Source organism: Stieleria mannarensis, assembly GCF_014154935.1.
Classification (GTDB): domain Bacteria; phylum Planctomycetota; class Planctomycetia; order Pirellulales; family Pirellulaceae; genus Stieleria; species Stieleria mannarensis.
In genome coordinates this window covers 137691-159205 of record NZ_JACEHH010000009.1, presented here as the reverse complement: position 1 = coordinate 159205, position 21515 = coordinate 137691, and the positions used below count along the sequence as shown (strand labels likewise).

General features: G+C 60.3%; 11 protein-coding genes. 10 read left to right on the top strand and 1 reads right to left on the bottom strand.

The window, feature by feature from the left end; all coding sequences use genetic code 11:
* The first annotated feature begins 289 nt into the window (after positions 1 to 289).
* The 5 genes from sthA to H1B37_RS08525 all read left to right on the top strand — a co-directional run bounded on the left by sthA (position 290) and on the right by H1B37_RS08525 (position 8496).
* On the top strand, positions 290 to 1675 hold the full coding sequence (sthA, locus tag H1B37_RS08545) for a Si-specific NAD(P)(+) transhydrogenase (RefSeq protein ID WP_182866211.1): 1386 nt from the start codon (positions 290 to 292) through the stop codon (positions 1673 to 1675).
* Positions 1676 to 2008: 333 nt separating this feature from the next.
* Positions 2009 to 3142 carry a M28 family peptidase gene (locus H1B37_RS08540; protein WP_286177533.1) on the top strand — a complete coding sequence of 378 codons (1134 nt, stop codon included), beginning with the start codon at positions 2009 to 2011 and terminating at the stop codon, positions 3140 to 3142.
* Positions 3143 to 3154: 12 nt separating this feature from the next.
* Positions 3155 to 3508: a hypothetical protein gene (locus H1B37_RS08535; RefSeq protein WP_182866210.1), complete on the top strand. Its 354-nt coding sequence runs from the start codon at positions 3155 to 3157 to the stop codon at positions 3506 to 3508.
* Between the two features lie 159 nt (positions 3509 to 3667).
* On the top strand, positions 3668 to 6175 hold the full coding sequence (locus H1B37_RS08530; protein ID WP_182866209.1) for a BatA domain-containing protein: 2508 nt from the start codon (positions 3668 to 3670) through the stop codon (positions 6173 to 6175).
* Positions 6172 to 8496: a VWA domain-containing protein gene (locus H1B37_RS08525; protein WP_182866208.1), complete on the top strand. Its 2325-nt coding sequence runs from the start codon at positions 6172 to 6174 to the stop codon at positions 8494 to 8496. The genes H1B37_RS08530 and H1B37_RS08525 overlap by 4 nt, the downstream gene beginning before the upstream one ends.
* Before the next feature lie 227 nt (positions 8497 to 8723).
* Here H1B37_RS08525 and H1B37_RS08520 read toward each other — a convergent pair whose 3' ends face one another.
* A complete protein-coding gene (locus H1B37_RS08520) occupies positions 8724 to 10223 on the bottom strand; it encodes a MerR family transcriptional regulator (RefSeq protein ID WP_286177532.1) in 1500 nt (499 codons plus the stop codon).
* Positions 10224 to 10644: 421 nt separating this feature from the next.
* Between H1B37_RS08520 and H1B37_RS08515 the strand changes: the two genes are divergently transcribed.
* The 5 genes from H1B37_RS08515 to H1B37_RS08495 all read left to right on the top strand — a co-directional run bounded on the left by H1B37_RS08515 (position 10645) and on the right by H1B37_RS08495 (position 21306).
* Complete coding sequence (locus tag H1B37_RS08515; protein WP_182866207.1) at positions 10645 to 11373, top strand: ATP-binding cassette domain-containing protein; 729 nt, start codon at positions 10645 to 10647, stop codon at positions 11371 to 11373.
* Positions 11374 to 11379: 6 nt separating this feature from the next.
* Positions 11380 to 13554: an ABC transporter permease subunit/CPBP intramembrane protease gene (locus H1B37_RS08510; protein ID WP_353620805.1), complete on the top strand. Its 2175-nt coding sequence runs from the start codon at positions 11380 to 11382 to the stop codon at positions 13552 to 13554.
* Positions 13555 to 13925: 371 nt separating this feature from the next.
* Positions 13926 to 15857, top strand: coding sequence for a DNA polymerase III subunit gamma/tau (gene dnaX / locus H1B37_RS08505; protein WP_182866206.1), 1932 nt, complete (start codon positions 13926 to 13928; stop codon positions 15855 to 15857).
* Positions 15858 to 17115: 1258 nt separating this feature from the next.
* Positions 17116 to 19548: a GumC family protein gene (locus tag H1B37_RS08500; protein WP_182866205.1), complete on the top strand. Its 2433-nt coding sequence runs from the start codon at positions 17116 to 17118 to the stop codon at positions 19546 to 19548.
* Positions 19549 to 19620: 72 nt separating this feature from the next.
* Positions 19621 to 21306, top strand: a complete 1686-nt coding sequence (locus tag H1B37_RS08495) for a sugar transferase (protein WP_286177531.1) — start codon at positions 19621 to 19623, stop codon at positions 21304 to 21306.
* The last annotated feature ends 209 nt before the right edge of the window (positions 21307 to 21515 follow it).

Sequence of the window (21515 nt, the reverse complement as noted above, 5' to 3'; positions counted from 1 at the left end):
CGGGGGAGAAGGGCTGGGGATGAGGGGGCCGGCGGTCTGTCCGAAGCCACACAATCAGCCGCAGACGTGGCGGGTGTACGGCCCTCTGGCTGAAACCAATCGCGTTCATCGTCATTGGGCGATCAAGATCTTTCGCGCGATCTGTTTGAGGCAGCGCAAAGGCATGCCCTCGATTGCGATCCCAACCTTTCTTGCTCCATGCCCACGGCATCGCATTGGACACGAGCGATCAACATCGTAAAACAAGCGGTGCACGAATAGAGCACTCGAACATCAAAAGCGGACAGATATGGCTGACACGGACTTCGATTATGACCTTTTCGTCATCGGGACCGGCCCGGGGGGCGAGGGGGCGGCGATGCAGGCTCGCAAGGGCGGTCTGCGGGTCGGGATCGCGGAACGATACCGCCAGATCGGCGGCGGATGCACCCACTGGGGGACGATTCCCAGCAAGGCCTTGCGGTACACGATCACCAACACGATGAACGTGTTGAAAAACCCGGTGTTTCGCGAGCTGGGGATTCACGCCAGCCCGACGATGGAACAACTGCGCCGCGGCACGGCCGAAATCATCGCCAAACAGGTGACGATGCGTCAGTCGTTCTATGACCGCAACAATGTCCCGATCTACTTCGGCCACGCCCGGTTTATCGATGAGCATACCGTTGAAATCGAAAACGGCGAAACGATCCGCAGCAAGGCGTTTGTGATTTCGACCGGCGCGCGTCCTTATCGGCCGCCGGAAGTCGATTTCGACCATCCGCGTATCTTCGACAGCGACACGATCTTAGGACTTGCCGAGAAACCCAGTTCGATCACCATTTACGGCGCCGGGGTGGTCGGCACCGAGTATGCCTCGATGTTTCGAAACATCGGCGTCAAAATCAATCTGGTCAACACGCGTGGCAAGTTGTTGGAGTTCTTGGACGACGAAATCGTTGACGCGCTGTCCTATCACCTGCGTGATCAAGGTGTCGTGATTCGTCACAATGAGACGTTTGAACGCATCGAGGGCCAAGACGATGGCGTTGTCTTGCACTTGCAAAGCGGCAAACAGATCAAAACCGACGTCTTGCTGTGGGCCAACGGACGCACGGGCAACACCGATGACCTGGGGCTGGAAAACATCGGCTTGGTCCCCAACAGTCGCGGTCAACTGGATGTCGATGATCAGTTTCAAACCGCCAAGGAGCACATCTATGCCGTCGGCGACGTGATCGGGTATCCCTCGTTGGCCAGCGCCGCGTACACCCAAGGTCGCGCGGCCGGAATGCACGTCCTAGGACGCAAAGACGGTAACTTGCGAGTCAACGATCTGCCGACGGGGATCTACACCAGCCCCGAAATCAGTTCTGTCGGCCAGACCGAACGGGAATTGACCGAGGCCTGCGTGCCCTATGAAGTCGGCCAAAGTCAGTTCAAGAGTTTGGCCCGCGCCCAGATCATGGGGACCACCGTCGGGATGCTGAAGATCCTGTTCCATCGCGATACGCTGAAGATCCTGGGCGTCCACTGCTTCGGCGCCAACGCATCGGAAATCGTCCACATCGGCCAGGCGGTGATGGATTCGAAAGACCTGAACCTGGAATACTTTATCGAAACGACGTTCAACTATCCGACGATGGCCGAAGCCTACCGCGTCGCGGCGCTGAACGGGTACAACCGACTGTTTTGACGCACCGGCGATGGTCGACGACCGCCGCTTCGGTTCCGGGTAGCGGAACTCGCCAAGAGTTTCGCAGCGGCGTGGCGACGCCGCATGCGAGGGCCGAAAGCCTTGGCGGCTTCCGCTACGGGCGCGGAACCCGCAAACCGAATTGCGGTCGTCTGCTTGTGGTCTACCCTGGGCTCGGTTTCGGGTAAGACTGCGCAGTCGCCGAGTTCGGAGAACACGGCGACCCTTCGGCCAACGCCTAGCCCGATGGCTGCTTGAACGCCTACAATGAACCCTCCGGCCGCGATCAGGTGCTGCCGGCGACCCCGACAGACGTCTGCCAATGGACTTTGAATGACCAAAACATCCGTTCCTGCGATGACGTCTCTGCCGCGTGGCCGGTCACACCCGCCGATGAGCGAGGTGGATGATTCCGACGCGACCGATCCGCATCGATCCGAGGCCAAATCGCGCGGCACGTTGGCGTGGCTGTTGATCGCCGCGCTGCTCGGGGGCGGGGGCCTGTTGATCGCGGTCTCCTCCGGAGCATTCCAGCGGGGCGCGGTGGCGGTCGAAAGCCCGACGCGTGGTGCGATCCCCGATCGTTACGACGCCGATCGGGCAATGTCGTATCTGCAACAACTGTGTGACCTCGGACCGCGCCCCTCCGGCAGCGCCGCGATGGTGCGTCAACAGCGGATGCTGGAAGACTTTTTCAAGCAACGTGGTGCGACGGTGACCCGGCAGGCGTTTGAGACACGCGATCCACGCGACGGTTCGGCACTGACGATGGTCAACCTGATCGCGTCCTGGCACCCTCAGCGTCCCAAACGATTTCTGTTCTGTGCCCATTATGACACCCGCCCCTACCCGGATCGGGACCGACACAATCCGCGGGGAGTGTTCATCGGTGCCAACGACGGGGCCAGCGGTACGGCGGGGTTGATGGAACTGGCCAACCAACTGGAGGATCTGCCCGGCGACGTCGGTGTCGATTTGGTGTTGTTTGACGGCGAGGAGTTTATCTGGCAACGCGACGGTGGGCGTTACTTCATCGGATCGACCTACTTTGCCGAACAATACCGAAACGACCCACCGGCGGTGCCCTACTCCGCCGGGGTGTTGTTCGACATGATTGGTGACAAAGAGTTGAAGCTGTACTATGAAGCCAACAGCATCCGCTACGCGAAGTCGGTGGCGCGATCGTTTTGGAAAAAGGCGGATCAATTGGGGGTCGAGGCCTTTGTGATGCGGACGCGTCATGACCTCCGCGACGATCACTTGCCGCTGAACCAGATCGCCAGGATTCCCACGATTGATGTCATCGATTTCGACTACCCGCGTCCCGGGATCGGTGCCCCGTCGTATTGGCATACCGAGCAAGACGTGCCGGAAAATTGCAGCGGTCAATCCATCGCGGCGGTCGTCTGGGTCGCGCACCAGTGGCTCGTCTCGCAAAGTGCCGCGACCACCGATCCGACTCGATAGGAGGTACCCGCGATGTTCGCCGGAGGGTTGTTGCTGGGCGTCACGTTGTTGTTTTTTGCGTTTTGGTTGCAATGGACCGAACACCGCGGCTGGCCCCACGATACGTTTGACGGGGACGATGACATCGAGTACCGCCGACGACGCAAGAAGTCGCGTCTGTTGGTGAACGTCTTGATCGGAATCTGTGGCGCGTTGATCTTGGCGGCCACGTTCGCGGGCGTCGGCGTCGTCTACTTGGCGGCCTGGTCGATCGTCACGTTGACCTTGATGGTGATCGTGATCCTCGCCGGCTTGGATGCGTTTCGAACCCATCGCCATCACCAAGACAAAATCCGTCGCATGCGAAAGCGGGCGCTCGATGACTAGCTGGAAAACGCCACTTTGGTTTTCAAAGATCGCCAATCGCGGGACGAACGTAGCGACCTTCGCCAGAAGGTGGATCCCCGCCGTTTTCCACGCTCTGGCGAGCGTCGCGACGTCGAAGTGGGATAGGCTTCCAGCCTGTCAAACCGGCAGGACTGATCCGTGACCTTCGTAAACACCACCTTGTTGATCGCGTTGGCGGCGGTCGGGATCCCGATCGCGTTGCACCTGATTGCGCGGAAAGAACCCAAGCAGGTGGTGTTTCCGTCCGTTCGATTGCTGACGCAGCGATTCGAAACCAACCGCAGCAAGGTCCGCGTGCGGCGTTGGTGGTTGTTGGCGTTGCGGATCGCCGCCTTTGCCGTCCTCGCGCTCGCATTGGCACGCCCGGTGATCGCCGGGGCGCTCTCGATGACCTGGTCGACCATCGGGATCCTCTCGCTGGCCGGGATAGCGCTGTTGGCGATGGCTTCGGTCGCCGCCGGCAAGGCGAACCAAAAGAACTTGGTCTGGGCGTTGCTGGGCGCTGCCGGCTTGGTCCTGGTCGCCGCGCTTGGCTGGGCCGGCTACACACTGGCCAGCGGCACCAAACCCCAGATCGATGATGCGACGCCGGTCGCGTTGGCCATCGTCGTTGACAACGCACCGCTTTCGGCCTGGCGATCGGCCGACGAAACCCAATTGAATCGCCTCCGCGATGCCGCCAAACAACTGATCTTGGCGGCCAACCGGCAAAGCCGCATCGCCGTCGTCGATCGCTCAAGTGCCCCCGCCGCATTCTCGCTTGACGTGACCGGGGCAGTTTCCAAAGCCGATGCCTTACAGGCGTTGGAGGTCGTGCAGCCGTTGGAGTCGCGGATCGAAGCGGCGGCCCGATTGCTGCAAACCAGTGAGATCCCCTCGCGACAACTGGTGGTCTTGAGCGGATTGGCCGAGTCGAGTTTCTCCGCCGAAGGGCCGGATTCGTCGATGGCCGCGCTGCTGGAATCGTCGGACATTCGCGTGACCGTGTGGGACCTGGGCGGCTATGTGGGGGCCAACCGATCGGTTTCGTTGCCGACGCTTTCGGACATCTCGCCCGCCCCCGAAACATCGATCGCGGTCGCCGCCGTCTTGTCGCTCAACGAAGTGGACGCGACTCCGAGCGGAACGGATACCGAGGATTCGACGCCTGATCGATCGTTGAATGTCACCGCCGAATGTGTGTTGTATCCCAGCAGCCCCGCGTTGCCGGTGGTGCGCGACGGAGCAATCATTCGTCCCCAGGCCAAACCGGTCGACCGATTGAGTGTGACGTTGCAACCGGGCCGTGACGTCGAACTACAGATGACGTTGCCGCCGCTTTCGGTCGGTTTGCACCATGGGGCGATCCGTTTGGTCGGCGAGGATTCGTTGGCGATTGATGATGCGAGTTACTTTAGCGTCGCCGTGTTGCCGCCGAGTCGATTGCTGTTGATCGGCGATCAGGCGGACGAGGCGGAGGAGATCGCTTGGGCGGTGTCGGCTCCGGCGCCGATCGACGACCCGTCGTCACAGTATGCGATCGAGCGGATCGGGTATGACGATCTGGCTGCGTCGCGGATGACAGATTTTGACGGCGTGATCTTGCTGGACCCGCCCGAGAGCGCGCTCGGTGAACCCGAACTGGCGCGGTACCGTGATCAAGGCGGCAGCGTGTTTGTCGCCGTCGGTGATCGGTTGGGACAAGGGCAGGTCGCCGTCGAAGGTTGGCCGGTGTTCCGTCGTCGCTGGCGTGTTCCCGATCCGGGAACCTTTCTAGAAATCTCCGCCGTCTCGCATCCCGCATTGATCACGCTGGCCAACACGCCCGGCGGAGTGCCGTTTCAAGATTTCCGCATCCACCAGTACTGGCAACTCGGACCTTCGGACCAGGCGCAGGTGTTGATGCGTTACGCCGGCACCGAGCATGCGGCATTGGTCCAGTGGGCTTCGGCAGCGAACGGCGCCGCGGCGGATTCCAGTGGCGCGGCATCGGCCGCGTCCGGCGCGGGGCGGATCCTGGTGCTGACCACGCCGATCCCGGCCATCGCACCGCCATCGTCGGCCTGGAATCGATTGTTTCAATCCGACGAGTATTGGCCCGCGTTCTCGTTGGTCCGCGACGTGACCCGTTACGTGACCGGGCGCAGCGCCGAATCATGGACGACGCGTGTCGGCGCCCCGGTTTCGATCCCGATCCGCAATCAAGCCGCAACCGAAGCGGATGGAAAACCGCGTCGATTGCAATGGTTTCCACCGGTCGGGGCGACGCCGGTTCCGATCAATCTTCCCCCCGCCGACTCGCCCCAAGGCGACCTGACATCGCGAATCGTGGTCGGTCAACCCAAACACAGCGGCGTGCACTGGATTCGCGGCGACGAAATCGGACTCGGCTTCACCGCCAACTTGCAACGCGATCAGTTGTCGACGACGCGTTTGGATTTCGAACGTCTGGAACGCCTGTTCGGTCCCGATCAATTGCGGCAAATCGATTCACTTGAGGAGATGGACTGGACGGCCACCGATGGCACCCGAGTCGTCTCGTTGTGGTCCCCCATCATGCTGTTGGCGCTGCTGGTTTTCATGCTGGAACAGGTCTTGGGCAATCGATTCTATCGTCGCGCTGCTGCGGCAAACTCCGGATCCGCGGTTCGGAGATCGGCGGCATGACGCGATTCACCCTGGAACCACTTTACGGATCGCTGTGGGTCGCACTGGCCGCGGCCGCGGCCGTCGTCGCGGTCATCGCGTTGGTGACGCCGCCGACCGAGGATCCGGCCAAACGAAAGTGGCTGATCGTGCTCCGTTCGCTGGCCGGGTTGGTGCTGTTGATCGCTGCAATGCGGCCGACATTGGTCCGCACCGACAACCGTCCCGCCGCGGCGACGCTGGTGGTCGCGGTCGATACCTCTCGCAGCATGTCGCTGCCCGACGGTGATGGGACCGATCGTTGGGCCAGCCAAAAGACGGCGCTGCAACGACTGTTCTCCGAAGTCGGCCGGTTGGATGAAATGCTGGACATCCACCTGATCGGTTACGATTCCAAATCCGAGTCGATCGCACAGGCGCGGGAGCAAGATGCGATCGCGAGACTCGCCGACCGTTTGGATTCGATGCAGCCACTCGGCGACGAAACCAATCTCGGGCAGGCGATGCAGGGCGCCATCGACGCCTCGGCGGGCAAACCGATGGCCGGTGTGGTCATGATGGGCGATGGAACGCAAACCGCGGTCGCTGGTGCAGAGCGTCAGGCCGCCGATCAAAGCACCGCCGCCCGCCGCGGTGCCGAAGTGCTCGATGCGCTCGCGGTTCCTCTGTGGACCGTCCCGATCGGACCGCCCAGCACCGACGCCTCGGCACGCGACGTCGCGTTGACCAACCTGCCGGACAGTTTTCAGTTGTTCGCCGGAAACCAATTTGAAGTTTCCGTGACCGTCCAGGCCAACGGTTTGGCCCGCCGACAGATCCCGGTCACCGTGTCGTGGATCGCCGCCGATGGAACCAGGACCGAAGCACGGTCGCGACAGATCGATCCGAGTGGGGCGCGGGAAACGCTCGCGCTGACGATTCCGATGACCGCACCCGATCCGGGGCTGTACCGTTTGCAAGTCCAAGCGGCGGCCCAGGAAGGCGAATGGGTGACCAGCAACAACACGCAAACCGCCTTCGTCGACGTCCGCGAGGGAGGCGGCCGAATTTTGATCCTGGAAGGTCCCGGTCGGCCGGAACAAACGTTTCTGCGCCGTTCGCTGCGTCGCTTTCCCGATCTGGAACTCGACTACGCGCCGATCCGCGGGGACCGAAACTGGCCGGTTTCGTTGGACGCCGTCTTGAAACCCGGACGCTATGACATCTTCATCATCGGCGACCTCGATTCCAATGCCTTAGGAATCGCCCAACTGGAGGAATTGGCTGCAAGGGTCAACGACGGCGCCGGCCTGATCACACTCGGCGGGCTGCAGACCTACGGGACCGGTGGTTACGCCGACGGGAAACTGGCCGACGTGCTGCCGATCAAAATGGATCCTTCGCGGCGCCGACCGCCGACACGCGGTGTGATGACTCCGGCCGAGCGGGCGGCTCGTTCCGATTCCCAGCTTCCCGGGCCGATCAAAGTGCAAGTCGCACGTCGCCATCCGATCGTCGATCTCGGCGGATCGGACCCGGCAGCGGTTTGGGATTCGTTGCCCGAACTTCGCGGCGCGAATCGGTTGGTCGATGCCAAGGTGGCCGCCGGCGTGCAAACGTTGTTGGAGACCAAAGGCAAGGAACCGCTGTTGGTGATCGGCAGCTATGGCAAGGGACGGGTGGCGTCGTTGGCGATCGACGAGACGTACCGTTGGTGGCGGGCCGGCAAGGCGGAGGCTCATCAACGGTTTTGGCGTCAATTGATGTTGTGGTTGATGTCGCGTGAAGAATCAGGCGGCGACCGCTTGATCGCCGAGATGGACGTGCGGCGGTTTGAATCCGACAGCAGGCCCGAGTTTCGCGCCCGGTTGTTGAGTGTCGGCGAGGTCGTCGCCGACGTCACGTTGTCTGCGGTGGTCGTCGACGAACAGGGCAAGGAAACAGCGTTGGACGTCACGGCGACGGCCGGCGGCCAGCCTCGAATCAGCGGCCAGATCCCCGAACTGGAACCGGGTTTCTATAAACTTGTTGTCCGCCCCGATGGTGATGATTCGATCGAGCCTGATGAAGTCGCCTTTCAAGTCACCGAGACCAGTCGCGAACTGGCACGCCCGATGGCCGACCCGGTTTACATGAAACAGCTCGCCGACCTGACCGCCGACCACGGCGGAGCGTCATTCGATCCGCAACAGATCGACGCCTTGATCGAAACGATTGCCGCGAAACGACGAAGTGCGGAGACGCCGGTGATTGAAAAGAATCGTTTGGGCGACGGCCCCGGCAGCGGCTGGCTGGTGTTCACCCTGTTCGCCGGCGCCCTGAGCGTGGAATGGTTTTTAAGACGTCGCTGGGGAATGGTCTAGCACAGTACGACGCCCCTTCCGGGCGGTCGTCCGCGGAATTTCCCGCGACGTTCCTGGAAAGGACGGGCAGCTGAGGTTGGGGGATGGGGGCAAAACGATGAGAAGGCAGAATGATGGGGAGGCACTGACAGGCGACGACTCACTTCCGCCAGTTCATCTTGTTGTCACCCATTTTCTTGTCTCCCCGCTCCATCATTCTGCCCCGTATCATTCTGCCATCCTCCTCCCTAAATCCCCAACCGCTCCCTCGCTTCGGCCGCCCACGGGCTGTTCGGGGCCAGTTGCACGATCCGCTGCCAGTGCTGGAGGGCTTGCAGATCATCGCCCAGCCGGTCGAGTGTTTTGGCGAGCGTGTAGTGGACGTCGGCATAGTCTTCGTGCATCGACAGGGCCCCGCGCAGTGCGGCGACGGCCAGTTCCAGTTGCCCCAGTTCGGCCAGCACGGCGCCCAAACTGGCCCGGGCTTCGACAAACTCGGGGTCGATTTCGATCGCGCTGTAATACCGCTCGCGTGCAGCGATCAGAAAGTTCATTCGGTACAGCAGTTCGCCGATCTGGAAACTGATCTCGGCCCGCGCGCCGTCACGGGCCAAGATCGTGTGATACAAATCGATCGCGGTTTCCAAGTCGTCTTCGTCTTCGGCTTGATACGCGGCTTCCAAAATCGGATCGTGCTCGGCTGTGCCGACGGTCCGCAACATCGGTGGCTGGTCGGGCGGCTGGAACGCCAGGACGTCGCGCGTCGGTTCGGCGTCCGTTTCTAGCGCATCGAAATCGAACCGCATCTGTCCGCCCGGTTCGACCAACCCATCGCCTTGCCGCAGCAGGATGTGTTTGCCCTCGACCAGAATCGAGAGTTGATCGAGCGGTCGACGAATGTTGGGAAGCACCTGGATCAAATCCACCAGCCGACGCTCGATCGCCGTGCGACTGGCTCCGGCGGACATCCAGCCGGCCAGACGTTTGGCCGTGGCAACTTCGGCGTAGTCAAAGTAGTGCAGCTTGTGCAGCGTCGTCACCGGTGTGATCAGCCCCAGGCGATACCAACGCCGGATCACGCGCACCGAAACGCCCAGCAAATCGGCCAACATGACCGGGGTGTAATAACGTTGCGCCGATCGTCCGACGTCGAACAGGCCCAGCCGCTGCCAGAGTTCGGTTTCGTGGATGATTTCCAGCTCTCCACGGGCCGCGGCATCGATCACTCCGGGCGGCAGCAACTCGGCCTGGGAGAGCGGGGGCTGGTCGGCGCCGATGACCACCAGGTCGACCGCCGGGCGATCGGTGGAGGCGTCGCCCGAGTCCGCTGCTTTTTTAGCCGCGCTCGATGACGACCGTCGAGGCAGATCCACCACGACCGCTTGAAAGGACTGTAACACGTTGGCCGCTTCACGATGACTCATGCTGCCGAAACGGCCGACCAGTGCGATCCGTTTGTCGACAACACTTGCCGGATCGCTTTCGCCGGTCTTGCCCGACGGAGTGTCTGCGGCGATTGACTCTGCATCGCGCTCTTCGTCGTCACTGCTTGCATCATCGCTGTGCAAATCGTCCGCGTTGCTGTTCACGCTCAACGAGACGATCTCAAATTCGCTCGCCTTGTCCTTGACGCACTCCTCGGCATCGTCCGTCGCTTCGGGGGGGGCGGCGGCGTCGTGCGGACCGGGGCTGGAGCAGGAGAGGATGCGGAGGGGCGCCGGATCGTTCGTGTCGGTCGGCTCGGACAAAGAACTGTGTGCTGGGGCAGTGTGCTGGGGGAACTATATCTTGGGCAGATTCGTAGGCAGACCGATGGGGGTTCGCGTTTTACCCGCCACGGCGAACCGATTGCCGCGATTGTTGCGAACAAAACCTGTGTTTCAAGCCGTCGAGGCTGCGGATTGCGTTCGCCGCCCGTGGCGATTCATGTGCGGATTATCGCAGAACCTGTCACTGGGAGTAGTCGAGTCTGGTGAATCTCGGTAACAATGCAGCGAAATGCTGGTCGACGCGCTACCCTAGCTTGGTTTCCCAAAGCCTGCCGCGATTTCGCAAGGCGTGATTTGGCAAACGCGGTGCAATTGTGCGAGATGGCAAATCCCGCGAGCGAGCTGGCGGCGAGATAAACTTTTCTAATCCTAGTGCTCTTTTCGGTGGATGCGGACGTCCATGCTGCATGTCGAATCGCTAACGAAATCCTTTCCCTTGGACGACGGCGTGTTGACCGCCGTCGATGACGTCTCGTTTCGGATTTCGCCGGGAGAGGTTTTCGGATTGCTGGGGCCCAACGGCGCCGGCAAGACCACCACGATGCGGATGATCCTGGGGTTGCTGGAGCCCGATTCGGGGTACGCGGAGGTCGACGGAGTCCGCACCGCGACCGACCCGATGGCTGTCAAAAGCCGACTCGGGTTCGTCTCGGCCAGCGACGGCGTCTACCCCTGGCTGAGCGTCCGGGAAATGTTGTTGTATTTCGCCGATCTGTATGCCGTGGATTCCACGCTGGCCGAACAACGCTGCGAAAGCTTGGCGGACATGATGGATATCAAGCATCTGTTGGATCGGCGTGCCGGGGAGTTGAGCACGGGGCAGCGGCAACGTGTGACGCTGGTTCGCGGTCTGATTCATGCCCCCCCGGTGATGTTATTGGACGAACCGACGCGCGGGCTGGACGTGGTCGGTGTTCAAACCATTTTTGACTACATCGACATTCTGCGTCGCGGTGGAAAAGCGGTCGTCGTGTGCACCCACCGCTTGGACGAAGCGGAACGCTTGTGCGATCGATTCGGTTTGTTGCACGCCGGCCGACTGCGATACTGCGGCACGCTCAACGAGTTGAAGGAACAAACCGGCCAGGCATCGTTGGTGGACATCTTTGTGGACTTGATCAGGAATTAAACCAGCGTGTCGAACGAATCTCACAGCGGTAGCGTCCCGATTGCACCCCAGCGGCCACGCAAGCGGAGCCATCAGCCCGGCAATCGGCTGGTGCGGTTGTGTCAAAAGGAACTGCGTGAAACCATGCGCGATCGGCGGACGATCATCACGCTGGTGTTGATGCCGTTGATGGTCTACCCGTTGCTCAGCATGGCCTTCAATCGATTCTTGGTCTCGGCGACGGCGGGAACGTCCGACGAAACGCCGTACACGATCGGCGTCGAAACGGACGATGAGGGCACGTTGTTGCTGGCATGGTTGGAAGACCCGATGAGCCAACCGCCCGATGCGATCCTGAAGGCCAGCAAGGGAAAATTGGCAACGTTTCGTGTGGTCAACACCACGTCGGTCGGGCTGACGCCCGACGAAGCGTTGAAGGAGAAAAAGATTGACCTGGCCGCCCAAATCGAATTGGACGATCCGCCGCGTTTGCGTCTGACGGCCTACAGCGGTGACGTCGCCGGCCAGGGGGCCCAGCGGGTGTTGACCGAACGGTTGCATTGGCTGCGATTGGCGCGGGCCGAGACGATCCTGAAGTCGCAATTGAATGAATACACGCCGCCGGCGGAGGTCACCGTTGCGAAGGTCGGCGCGCCGGAAAAACCGTCCATGCTGGGCACGATCGTCCCGCTGGTGTTGGTGTTGATGACGATCACCGGCGCCGTTTATCCGGCGATCGATTTGACCGCCGGCGAACGCGAACGGGGGACGATGGAATCGTTGATGGCCTCACCGGTGCCGCGTTCTTACATTCTGTTTTCCAAGTACGTCGCGGTCGTGGTCGTCGCGTTATTGACCGCGATGGCAAATTTGTTGGCCATGTTCACGACGTTGTGGGCCGGACGTTTGTTGCCGCTGCTAACCGGTGGCGAAGACGCGTTTCCTTGGCTGGCCGTGCTGCAGATCCTGGGCTTGCTGGTGCTCTTCAGCGGATTCTTCGCCGCCGTGTTACTCTCTCTGACCAGCTTCGCACGCTCGTTCAAAGAAGCCCAGGCCTACCTGATCCCCGTCATGCTGTTGTCGTTGACGCCGGGCATGTTGTCGCTGATGCCGGGGGTGACCTTGCAAGGTCCGTTGGCGATCGCGCCGTTGATCAACATCGTGCTGCTGGCACGGGAGGTGTTGCAGGGCACGGCACACGCGGCACCGGCCGTGATCACCGTGCTCAGCACGATCGGTTATGCCGCAGCGGCCATCGCGATCGCGTCCAAGTTGTTCGGCAGCGATGCGGTCAGCCGGACCAGCGGTCAATCGTTCGGCGCCATGCTGAAACGCCCGGCGCGCGTTTCGCCGACGCCATCGCCCCAAACCGCCGCGATGACTTTGGCGTTGCTGGTACCGATCTACTATTTGGTCAGCAACGTCTTGATTCGAATCGTGCCCGAATTGTCGATCAGCTGGGTGCTGACACTCAACGCCGTCGCGCTGGTGTTGACGTTCGGGTTGTTGCCCTTGGCGTCGGTGGTGCTGGCGCGCTGTCGGTTCTCCACCAGCTATCAACTTTCGCCGCCTTCGCCGCTGGCCTTGGTCGGTGCGCTGTTGATCGGTCTTGGCGCTTGGGGCATTGCCCACGAGTCGTTTGTGATTGCCAAGCAATTGGGGATCGGCGGATTGGATGTCGACCGGATCGAGAAAACCAAGCAGACGGTCGAAGCGCTTAAGGTCGCTCCGGCGTGGTTGCTGGTGGGATGTTTGGCGCTCGCGCCGGCCGTGATCGAAGAATTGTGTTTTCGGGGATTCCTGTTCACAGCACTTCGCCGAGTCCTGTCGCCGGCACGCGTGATCATGACGACCGCCGTGATCTTCGGGTTGTTCCACGTCGTCACCGGCAACATGTTGCTGATCGAGCGCTTCGTGCCGACGACGCTGCTGGGGCTGATTCTCGGCTGGATCGCCTACCGCACCCAAAGCGTCTGGCCGGGCGTGCTGATGCACTTCACCCACAACGCGCTGCTGAATCTGGCCGCAAAGTATCAGGACCGGATCGAATTCCTGGGAGCCGGGTTCGAAAACCAGATGCACCTGCCGGCATCCTGGTTGATCGTGCTGACGACCACCACGGTCATCGGATTCGCCATCGTCTGGTTTTCCACCCGCAAACCCGCCGCGACGAATCCCAATCTAGCCACGACTCCCGCGTGAGAGAGGCGGCGATCGGGAAAAAAAATGGGCTGGTCAAAAACTCCCGGAACGACGCTGCTCCCGACCTGACGACCGATGCAAACAAAGTCGCCCTTCTGGCAGGCGTGGTTGTCTACAGAACTTACCGTGGCTCCCTTCCCCCCCGGCCGCCACAGCCACGCATCCAGCAGCCGCCCCCATTTTTTGACCAACCCATTTTTTGACCAACCCATTTTTTGACCAACCCATTTTTTGACCAACCCATTTTTTGACCAACGCGTTTTGCCCCCTTCTTTTCACCGGCCCATTGCGTGACCAGATTCATTTCCACCCGAGATCGTGTAGGATGCCCAGACTGACACCCGCACGGTTCGATCACGAATTCCCCACGCATGTCCGACGACCATCCCGCGCCCGCAACTGATTCTTCGTACGTCGTTGTCGCACGCCGTTATCGCCCCCGGAATTTTGAAGAATTGGTCGGCCAGGAGCACGTCGGACGGGCGCTGACCAACGCGATCGAGACGGGGCGGGTGGGGCATGCGTACCTGTTCACCGGGGCACGTGGGGTCGGAAAAACCAGCACGGCGCGGATTTTTGCCAAGGCGCTCAACAATCCCGCCGGGCCCAGTGCGACGTTTGACAACGACGACGACATCGCCCAGGCGATCGATTCGGGCGAAGACATCGATGTCATCGAAATCGACGGTGCCAGCAACCGAGGGATCGACGAAATCCGCTCGCTGCGGGCCAACGTCGGGGTCCGCCCCAGCCGGTCGCGGTTCAAGATTTACATCATCGACGAAGTCCACATGCTGACCCAGGCGGCCTTCAACGCGTTGCTGAAAACGCTGGAAGAGCCGCCCGAGCATGTGAAGTTCATTTTCTGCACGACCGACCCGGAAAAGATGCCGATCACGGTCTTGAGCCGTTGTCAGCGATTCGATTTTGCCCCGGTCGAAGTCTCCAAGATCGTCAAACGTTTGCAGGAAATCGTCGCCGCGGAGAACGCCCAGGCTGACGAGGCCGCGCTGGAGCTGGTCGCCCGCCGGGCCGCCGGTTCGATGCGGGACAGCCAATCGTTGCTGGAACAAGTGCTCAGCTTCAGCGACGGCCATCTGACGGCCGACCAAGTCCACTCGATGCTCGGCACCGCCGACGATGAACGACTGCACGCTCTGGCCCAGGCGATGAGCGATCGCAATGCGGCCGCGGCGCTGGCGCAACTGGATGCGGCCGTTGATGCCGGCGTCGACGCCGGGCGGATCGCCGAGCAGTTGTTGGGGTACTTTCGTGATCTGATGGCCGTAACGGTCGGCTGCGATGCGACACTGCAACGTCACACGGCCGCATCGATGCACGACGAACTGAAGAAACTGGGCCAGGCCTGGGGGCTGCAAACCGTGCTGGCCGTCGTCGCATTGATCGATCAAACGCTGGTCCGGATTCGACACAGCGTCTACGGACGCGTCTTGCTGGAATCCACCGTGATTCAAATCTGCAATTTGCCGGACTTGCAAGCGATCGCGGATTTGGCCGCGGCAGCCAGCAGCGGGAAACCGTTGCCGTCCGCGTCTCCGCAAAAAAAAAAGCTAACCGCTGAGCCACAGACGCCGGTACCCTCAGCGCCGACTGTCACACCGGGCGCAACCCCGACGCAATCACCGTCGGCGACGACGCCGCCTGCGACATCCACCGCGACGCCACCGACTCCGGCTGCCCCGACTCCGGCTGCCCCGACTCCGGCCCCCCCGGCGCAGGCACCCCCGGCGCAGGCACCCGCGTCATCCCCTCCGGCACCCCAGGTCGCCGCTGCCGACCCGGCTGTTTCGACCACCGCCACCCAGGCGGCTCCGGACGCATCGCCACAGCATCGCGCCGACGCTGCTGCACCCGACGCGCCGCCGACGCCCAAGATGAAGCTGTCTTCGTCGAACGTTCAAGAAGTCCTGTCGATGGCGCTCAAGGGCGTGCAGCAGATGACCGCCTCGATCGCCTCGATGGCCGACGTGCAGCTGGAAGGCGATTCGAAAATCAACTTGGTATTTCCGGCCGAGTCATCGATGTCGATGAAGCGGATGGATTTGCCGGAGCATCGTGGTCCGGTCTGCCAAGCGCTCGCCGAGATCGTCGGTCACCCGGTCACACTTCAACTGGTCGCCGGCGCCGCATCCCCGCGCCGCGCCCAAGCTCCCAAGCCGGCGCCCAAAGCATCGGCAAAGGAGCGCATGGAACGGATGCGAGAGATCGAATCGCATCCCTGGATCCAAGCCTGCGTGCAAACCTTCCAAGCCGAGATCGTCAAAATCGATCCCAAGCAATAGAGCATGGCTTTGTCGCTTGGCGCAAGTACAGATATCGCAGTGGACAAAACAGTCCCCACGATCAACCGTCTCGTTTACCACGCGAAGCGGCTGTTGCTCTTCCATCCCGACTTGCGCCGTTCTGGTGAAGAGAGATTGAACGCGTGTACCTGTGACACGTTTTACCATCGAACCCATCTGCGCGACGATTCAACTTCGGGTTTCGCGTGACAGATCAGATCGGTGCGTGATAGAAACCTCGCTTAGCATCCATGGGGTGCTGTCGGACAGTTAGGCGAACAACGAACCGTCGGTGCTGACCTTCTTTCCACCATGCCGGGCGGGGGAGACGATAAAAACCCATGCTCCCAGTGACGTAGAAAGACACGCACGGTGACGTTGCGGGGGAACACACAACCTTCCTAACGCAAACACATCTCGATCAGTGCTCGAGATGCGTTTGTGAAAGAGGTGCACGCCCGGATTGATGGAGATTGTGACGCCGCAAAATTTCGAAATAAATTTTGTGTAAAGAACACTCGTTGCCAAACGGTGTCGGCAATGCCCAGCCCCCTTCACAACGCATAAGGGTAGATTCATCCGCGTCTTGTGATGTGGTGCAAGAGTGACTGGCTCAAGTCCGTTTGGCATCACGCTGCATCGCATCTGAAAAAGCTTGACAGCGACGATCTGACTGTAGAATCGAAACGTCGAACGGCGGCGGCACCTCACTGACAAAACAAGAGTTCCTTTCATTGGAGCGCCAACTTGAACGTGCCACAGTGCGACACCGCCCCAGTGATTCGATTGGTGTCCCAAGAGTTGTGGATTGATGTGTCGGGTCTTTTGCCTCTGTTGCGATACTACTTGCATCGCGGCATTAGCGCTCGCCAAAGTATCAAGGTCATGCGTGGAGTCTTTGCGGTAAGGACGCGGCAATCAAACGAACATATCGCTGTTCGTTTGGCCCTTTAGTTTTGCAAATCAATTGTGTGGCTGCGATGCACTAGCTGTTCATCGCGCCGCTACTCGGCATGTCAATCGTCCGGCGCATCGCGAAGGTTGTGTCTTGTCGATCACTAAGGTGTTGGATCGCGAATGGTGTTCGGCGAACCGAAGGGGCGTCGAGATGAAAACGCAATCGTGGTTCGAGTGGGGTGCATGTCACCCAAGCGGACGAAGTCCAGGCAGGCAATGGAACGATCTTTGGATTCCACTGAGAACACATGCACGCGTCTGCTGACGGTCTTGTGTTGATCAGTTCACCAATCTCTCGTGTATGACAATGAAACGCTATCAAGACGACGCATCCGAAGTCGACGATGGTCCGGAGTTCGACATCGATCTTTTGGGCATCGTCCGCCGACGGTTTCACCTGTTAGCGTTGGGGGTGTTGATCGGCACCACTTGCGCGATGATCTACTTCACCAATCAGGAACCGATTTACGAGTCGAGATTAACGGTCTTGGTGGGCCAGCTCTCCAGTGAGATGACCAGCACTGGATTGCGCGAGTCTGCCGACGGAGGTGCAACGGTCCAGGATGAAATCCTATCGACGCACCTTGAACTGTTCCGCAGCGCCAAGGTGCTTCGGCAAACGATCGAGCGAGAAGGATTGGACCGCACCGTTGATCAATTGGCCGAGGGGCTGAGCATGGGCAAAGGCGGCCAAGGGGCGGGTGATTCGGCAAGCCTGCTGAACGCAACCTACCAAGACGGTGATGCCGAATCTGCGGCGACAATCTTGAGGGCGATTTTCGAAACCTACCAATCCTACATCAACCACCAAACGCACAGCGTCGGCGATGAAGCGGCACAATTGATCGCCAAAGCGTTGTCACAAAGCGAGCAGGCACTTCGTGAAGCGGACCAGGAGTACCGCGACTTCGTCGCATCCGTCCCGGCCCTGACAAACCTTGACGGCGACGGCGTCGGCGGGCTGGAGGATATTCACCGGACGAGATTGGATTCCATTGAGCGTGAACTTGCAACCGTTCGCACTGCGATCGCGACCGCAAACTCACGCCGGCAAAATATTGTCGATGCGGTGAAAGGACGTCGACCGGAAGAACTGACCGACGCGGAATTGATGACGCTGCTGACTGAAGAAGACATCGCCCGCCTGCAGTCGCTAATCAGTATTGAGGAACAAAGGAAATCCGCAGACAACGAATTGGAGATGGCCCGACTGATCGCCAACGCCTCCAACCAATCCAAGACGCTTCGCCTGATGGACTTGATCAGTCAGCGGCGCGTCATGCGGAGCACGTTTGGTGAGCGACATCCGAGCGTTGCCGCCCTGGACGCAGAGATCATGAGCATCCAGAAGTTCGATGAAAAGGACGGCGCCGATTCGTCCAAAATCGACATGATGGAATTTGACGTTCCCCCGGCGGAGATTCTGAAGACCCACTTCGCCGTTCTTAAGAGTGACATCAATGCGTTTTCCAAGCGAGAGCAAGAATTACTTGAACTCTCCGAAAAAGAATCCAAGCTTGCCAAGGACGTCGAACTGAGTTTCTTAAAGGGTGCGTCACTCAAAGCGAATTTGGATCGGGCGCAACGGCGATATGATGAGGTTTTCAAACGGCTTCAGGAACTTCATCTGGCGAATGACTACGCCGGATTCTCGACGGACCTGCTGGTAGAGCCGGAGCCGGCCAGCCGGCCGATGTGGCCGGCGAAGTCAAAAATCGCGTTGATCGGATTGATGGCGGGCGCCATGCTGGGATTCGGGTTTGCGTTGCTGGCCGAGAAGGCGGACCAAACCTTCACCGATCCGAGCGACCTTGAGGTGGTGACCGGGGCGCCGGTCCTGGCTCACCTGCCCATGCTACGTTCATCAAAGCTTCGTAAGCGGGCGATCGCAGGCTCGCTGATCGCGCCCCATGTGACGGCATTCCACACGCCCCGCGGGTTGGACGCCGAGGCACTGCGCGTGGTTCGAACCGCAGTCTCCGGATTGTCAAGGACCCAATCCAAGCACGTGTTCTTGATCACCAGCCCCAGTCCGTTGGATGGTAAGTCCACGATGATTTCCAATATCGCGGTGTCCATGGCACAGGCCGGAAAGCGGATTCTGCTTGTCGATGGTGACATGCGGCGGCCGATGATCTCAAGGACCTTCGGGGTCGAACGGGCCCCCGGTCTTTCGGATTTCCTGGCCTCGACGGTGTCGTTTTCCAGGTGCCTTCATGATTGCGAACAGCTAAACCTCACGTTGTGTCCGGCCGGTTCGCGGACGTCGGTACCGTCGGAGTTGCTCGAGTCGGAACAGTTCGCAACGTTTCTTAAACGGGCCCGTGATTCATTTGACATGGTGTTCATCGATTCTCCGCCCGTCCTTGCCGTCACCGATCCGGCGATCATCGCGTTTCATGCCGACAGCTGTCTGCTCGCCGTTCGGATTGCCAAGAACAATCGGGGATTAGTCGAACGAACCGTCGACATTCTGCGCGATCAGCGTGTCCCGATCGACGGCGTCATCGTCAGCGCCCGGACGTCCCGGCGTCGTGGGTATGGGTACACCAGTTACAAACGACTCGGAAAAGGGCAATATGGATATGTCGATGATTACCGTCGGTATTACACCGCAGACGAGGAAGATGCCGTCGGCTCCGAAGGACGGATGCGACGCCCGGTCAACGGGAAGTCGGTCCAGCGAAACGGACAGAGCACCGGCAACGATCGTCTGATCACCGGCAAGCCCTAAGGCGATGAAGCATTCCCGTCACCCATCAGTTGTCGTTCTAGTTCACTACGGTCACGGACGCACAGGAAATCGATGAGCACAACACTTAAGGATTCTTTGCATCGCCCGCCCGCCGTGTCGGATTCCGCTGCGACGGAACCGATCGAGTCGAAGGGCAAGATCGATGCGTCGTCATTGCAAAAGTTGGGCACGCCGACCGCTTTGGCGATGGGCAGGAAACAGGCGTGGTATGACTTTCGCACCACAGTGCCGCTACTGTTTTTCGACGTCGTTGCAAGTTGCATCGCCGTGTCGCTTGCGACAGTGATTCATCGATGGAACGGCGGAACACCACATCCGGCCTTCTGTGTCGGGGTCGTGTTGCTGGTCGTTTTGATGCATCGCATCCACGGATTGTATCCGGCGTGTGGGACAAGCTATTCCCAGGAATTTCGAGGCGTCATGCGGACGAGTATTGTCGTCGCAGTGGGAGTGGGGTTTGGTCTTTTGCTGGGCTCCAGCGTTGACAAATTCCCCTGGCTGTGTTGGGCGACATTGGTATTCACGATGTTTTTCACGCTATCGGCCATCCGTCCGATCGCTCGCCGTTTGATGAGTGGGTTTGATTGGTGGACACAGCCGGTGGTGATCGTCGGCAATGGCAAGGCGAGCCGCCAACTGTTTGATCGGCTCGACCGTTCACGTCACGAAGGCTTGCGACCGGTCGGGATCATTTTCGACCCGACGAGACATTGGGACGGGCGTCGAGCGGTCGAGACGATGGAACCGGACGTGATCGAGTCTGGTCAGATCGAACAAGACGGCGGAAAATTCTTTCGCATCGACCGGGCTGAGCAGGTCCCACAGCAGAGTTCACCGCAGCGTCGCGGTGGCGGGCCCATCCGTCGCAGCGAAAGTTGTTGGCTGGGGCCGACGACAGAACTTGAGTCGATCCTTCGCGGTACCGGCGCATGCCGACTGGCAATTGCCGAGCAGGATGCCGGTCAATGGCAGGACTACCACGCCTTTCACGGTATTCCACACGTGATGCTGCCGATGGATTTCACCTATCATCCGACCGAGTCGGTCCGGTTGGCCGAGCGGGGATCGGGGATCGAACTCCATTGCTACACCGCGCTGACCAGTCCTCACGCCCAGTTGGCAAAACGGGTGATCGATCTCGCTCTCGTGGTGATGACCGCTCCGTTGTGGTTGCCGCTGATGATTGCAATCGGGATCGCCATCAAAATCTTCGACCCCGGGCCGGTGTTTTATTACCAGGATCGCGTCGGCCGATTCCGCATCCCTTTTCGAGCCATCAAGTTTCGCAGCATGGTGTGCGACGCGGATCGGCGATTGAGCGAGTACCTCGCGAAAAATCCGCAAATGATGAAAGAATGGAAGCGAACGCACAAGCTTCAGAAAGACCCACGTGTCACCAGGATCGGTGACTTTTTGAGAAAGACCAGCTTGGATGAACTGCCGCAGTTGTTCAACGTGCTGCTTGGGGAGATGAGCCTTGTCGGTCCGCGGCCAATCATCGACAGCGGAGACTATGATCGAGAATACATCCAGGACTACCCCGAGGTCTTTGAGCTGTACCAAATGGTGCGGCCCGGTATCACGGGGTTGTGGCAGGTGTCGGGCAGGAACTCGACCAGTTACACGCAGCGCGTCTTCATGGACCGCTTCTACCTCCACAACTGGTCGATCGGCCTGGATGTCTTCATCCTTTGGCGGACGGTCAAAACCGCCCTCCTTCGCGAAGGGGCTTGTTGAGAGAAGGGGAGTTGGGAGTTGGGAGATGGGGAGATGTCGACCGTTGGCGGTAGTCAATTGGTAGCAAGAAGCAGGCAAGCAGGGAGAAGGCGAGAAGTAAACGGAACAGAGGGGAGCTAACTTCAATGCCTTCGACTGCTGCTCAGCCCAACTCCCAACTCCCAACTCCCAACTCCCAACTCCCAACTCCCAACTCCCAACTCCCAACT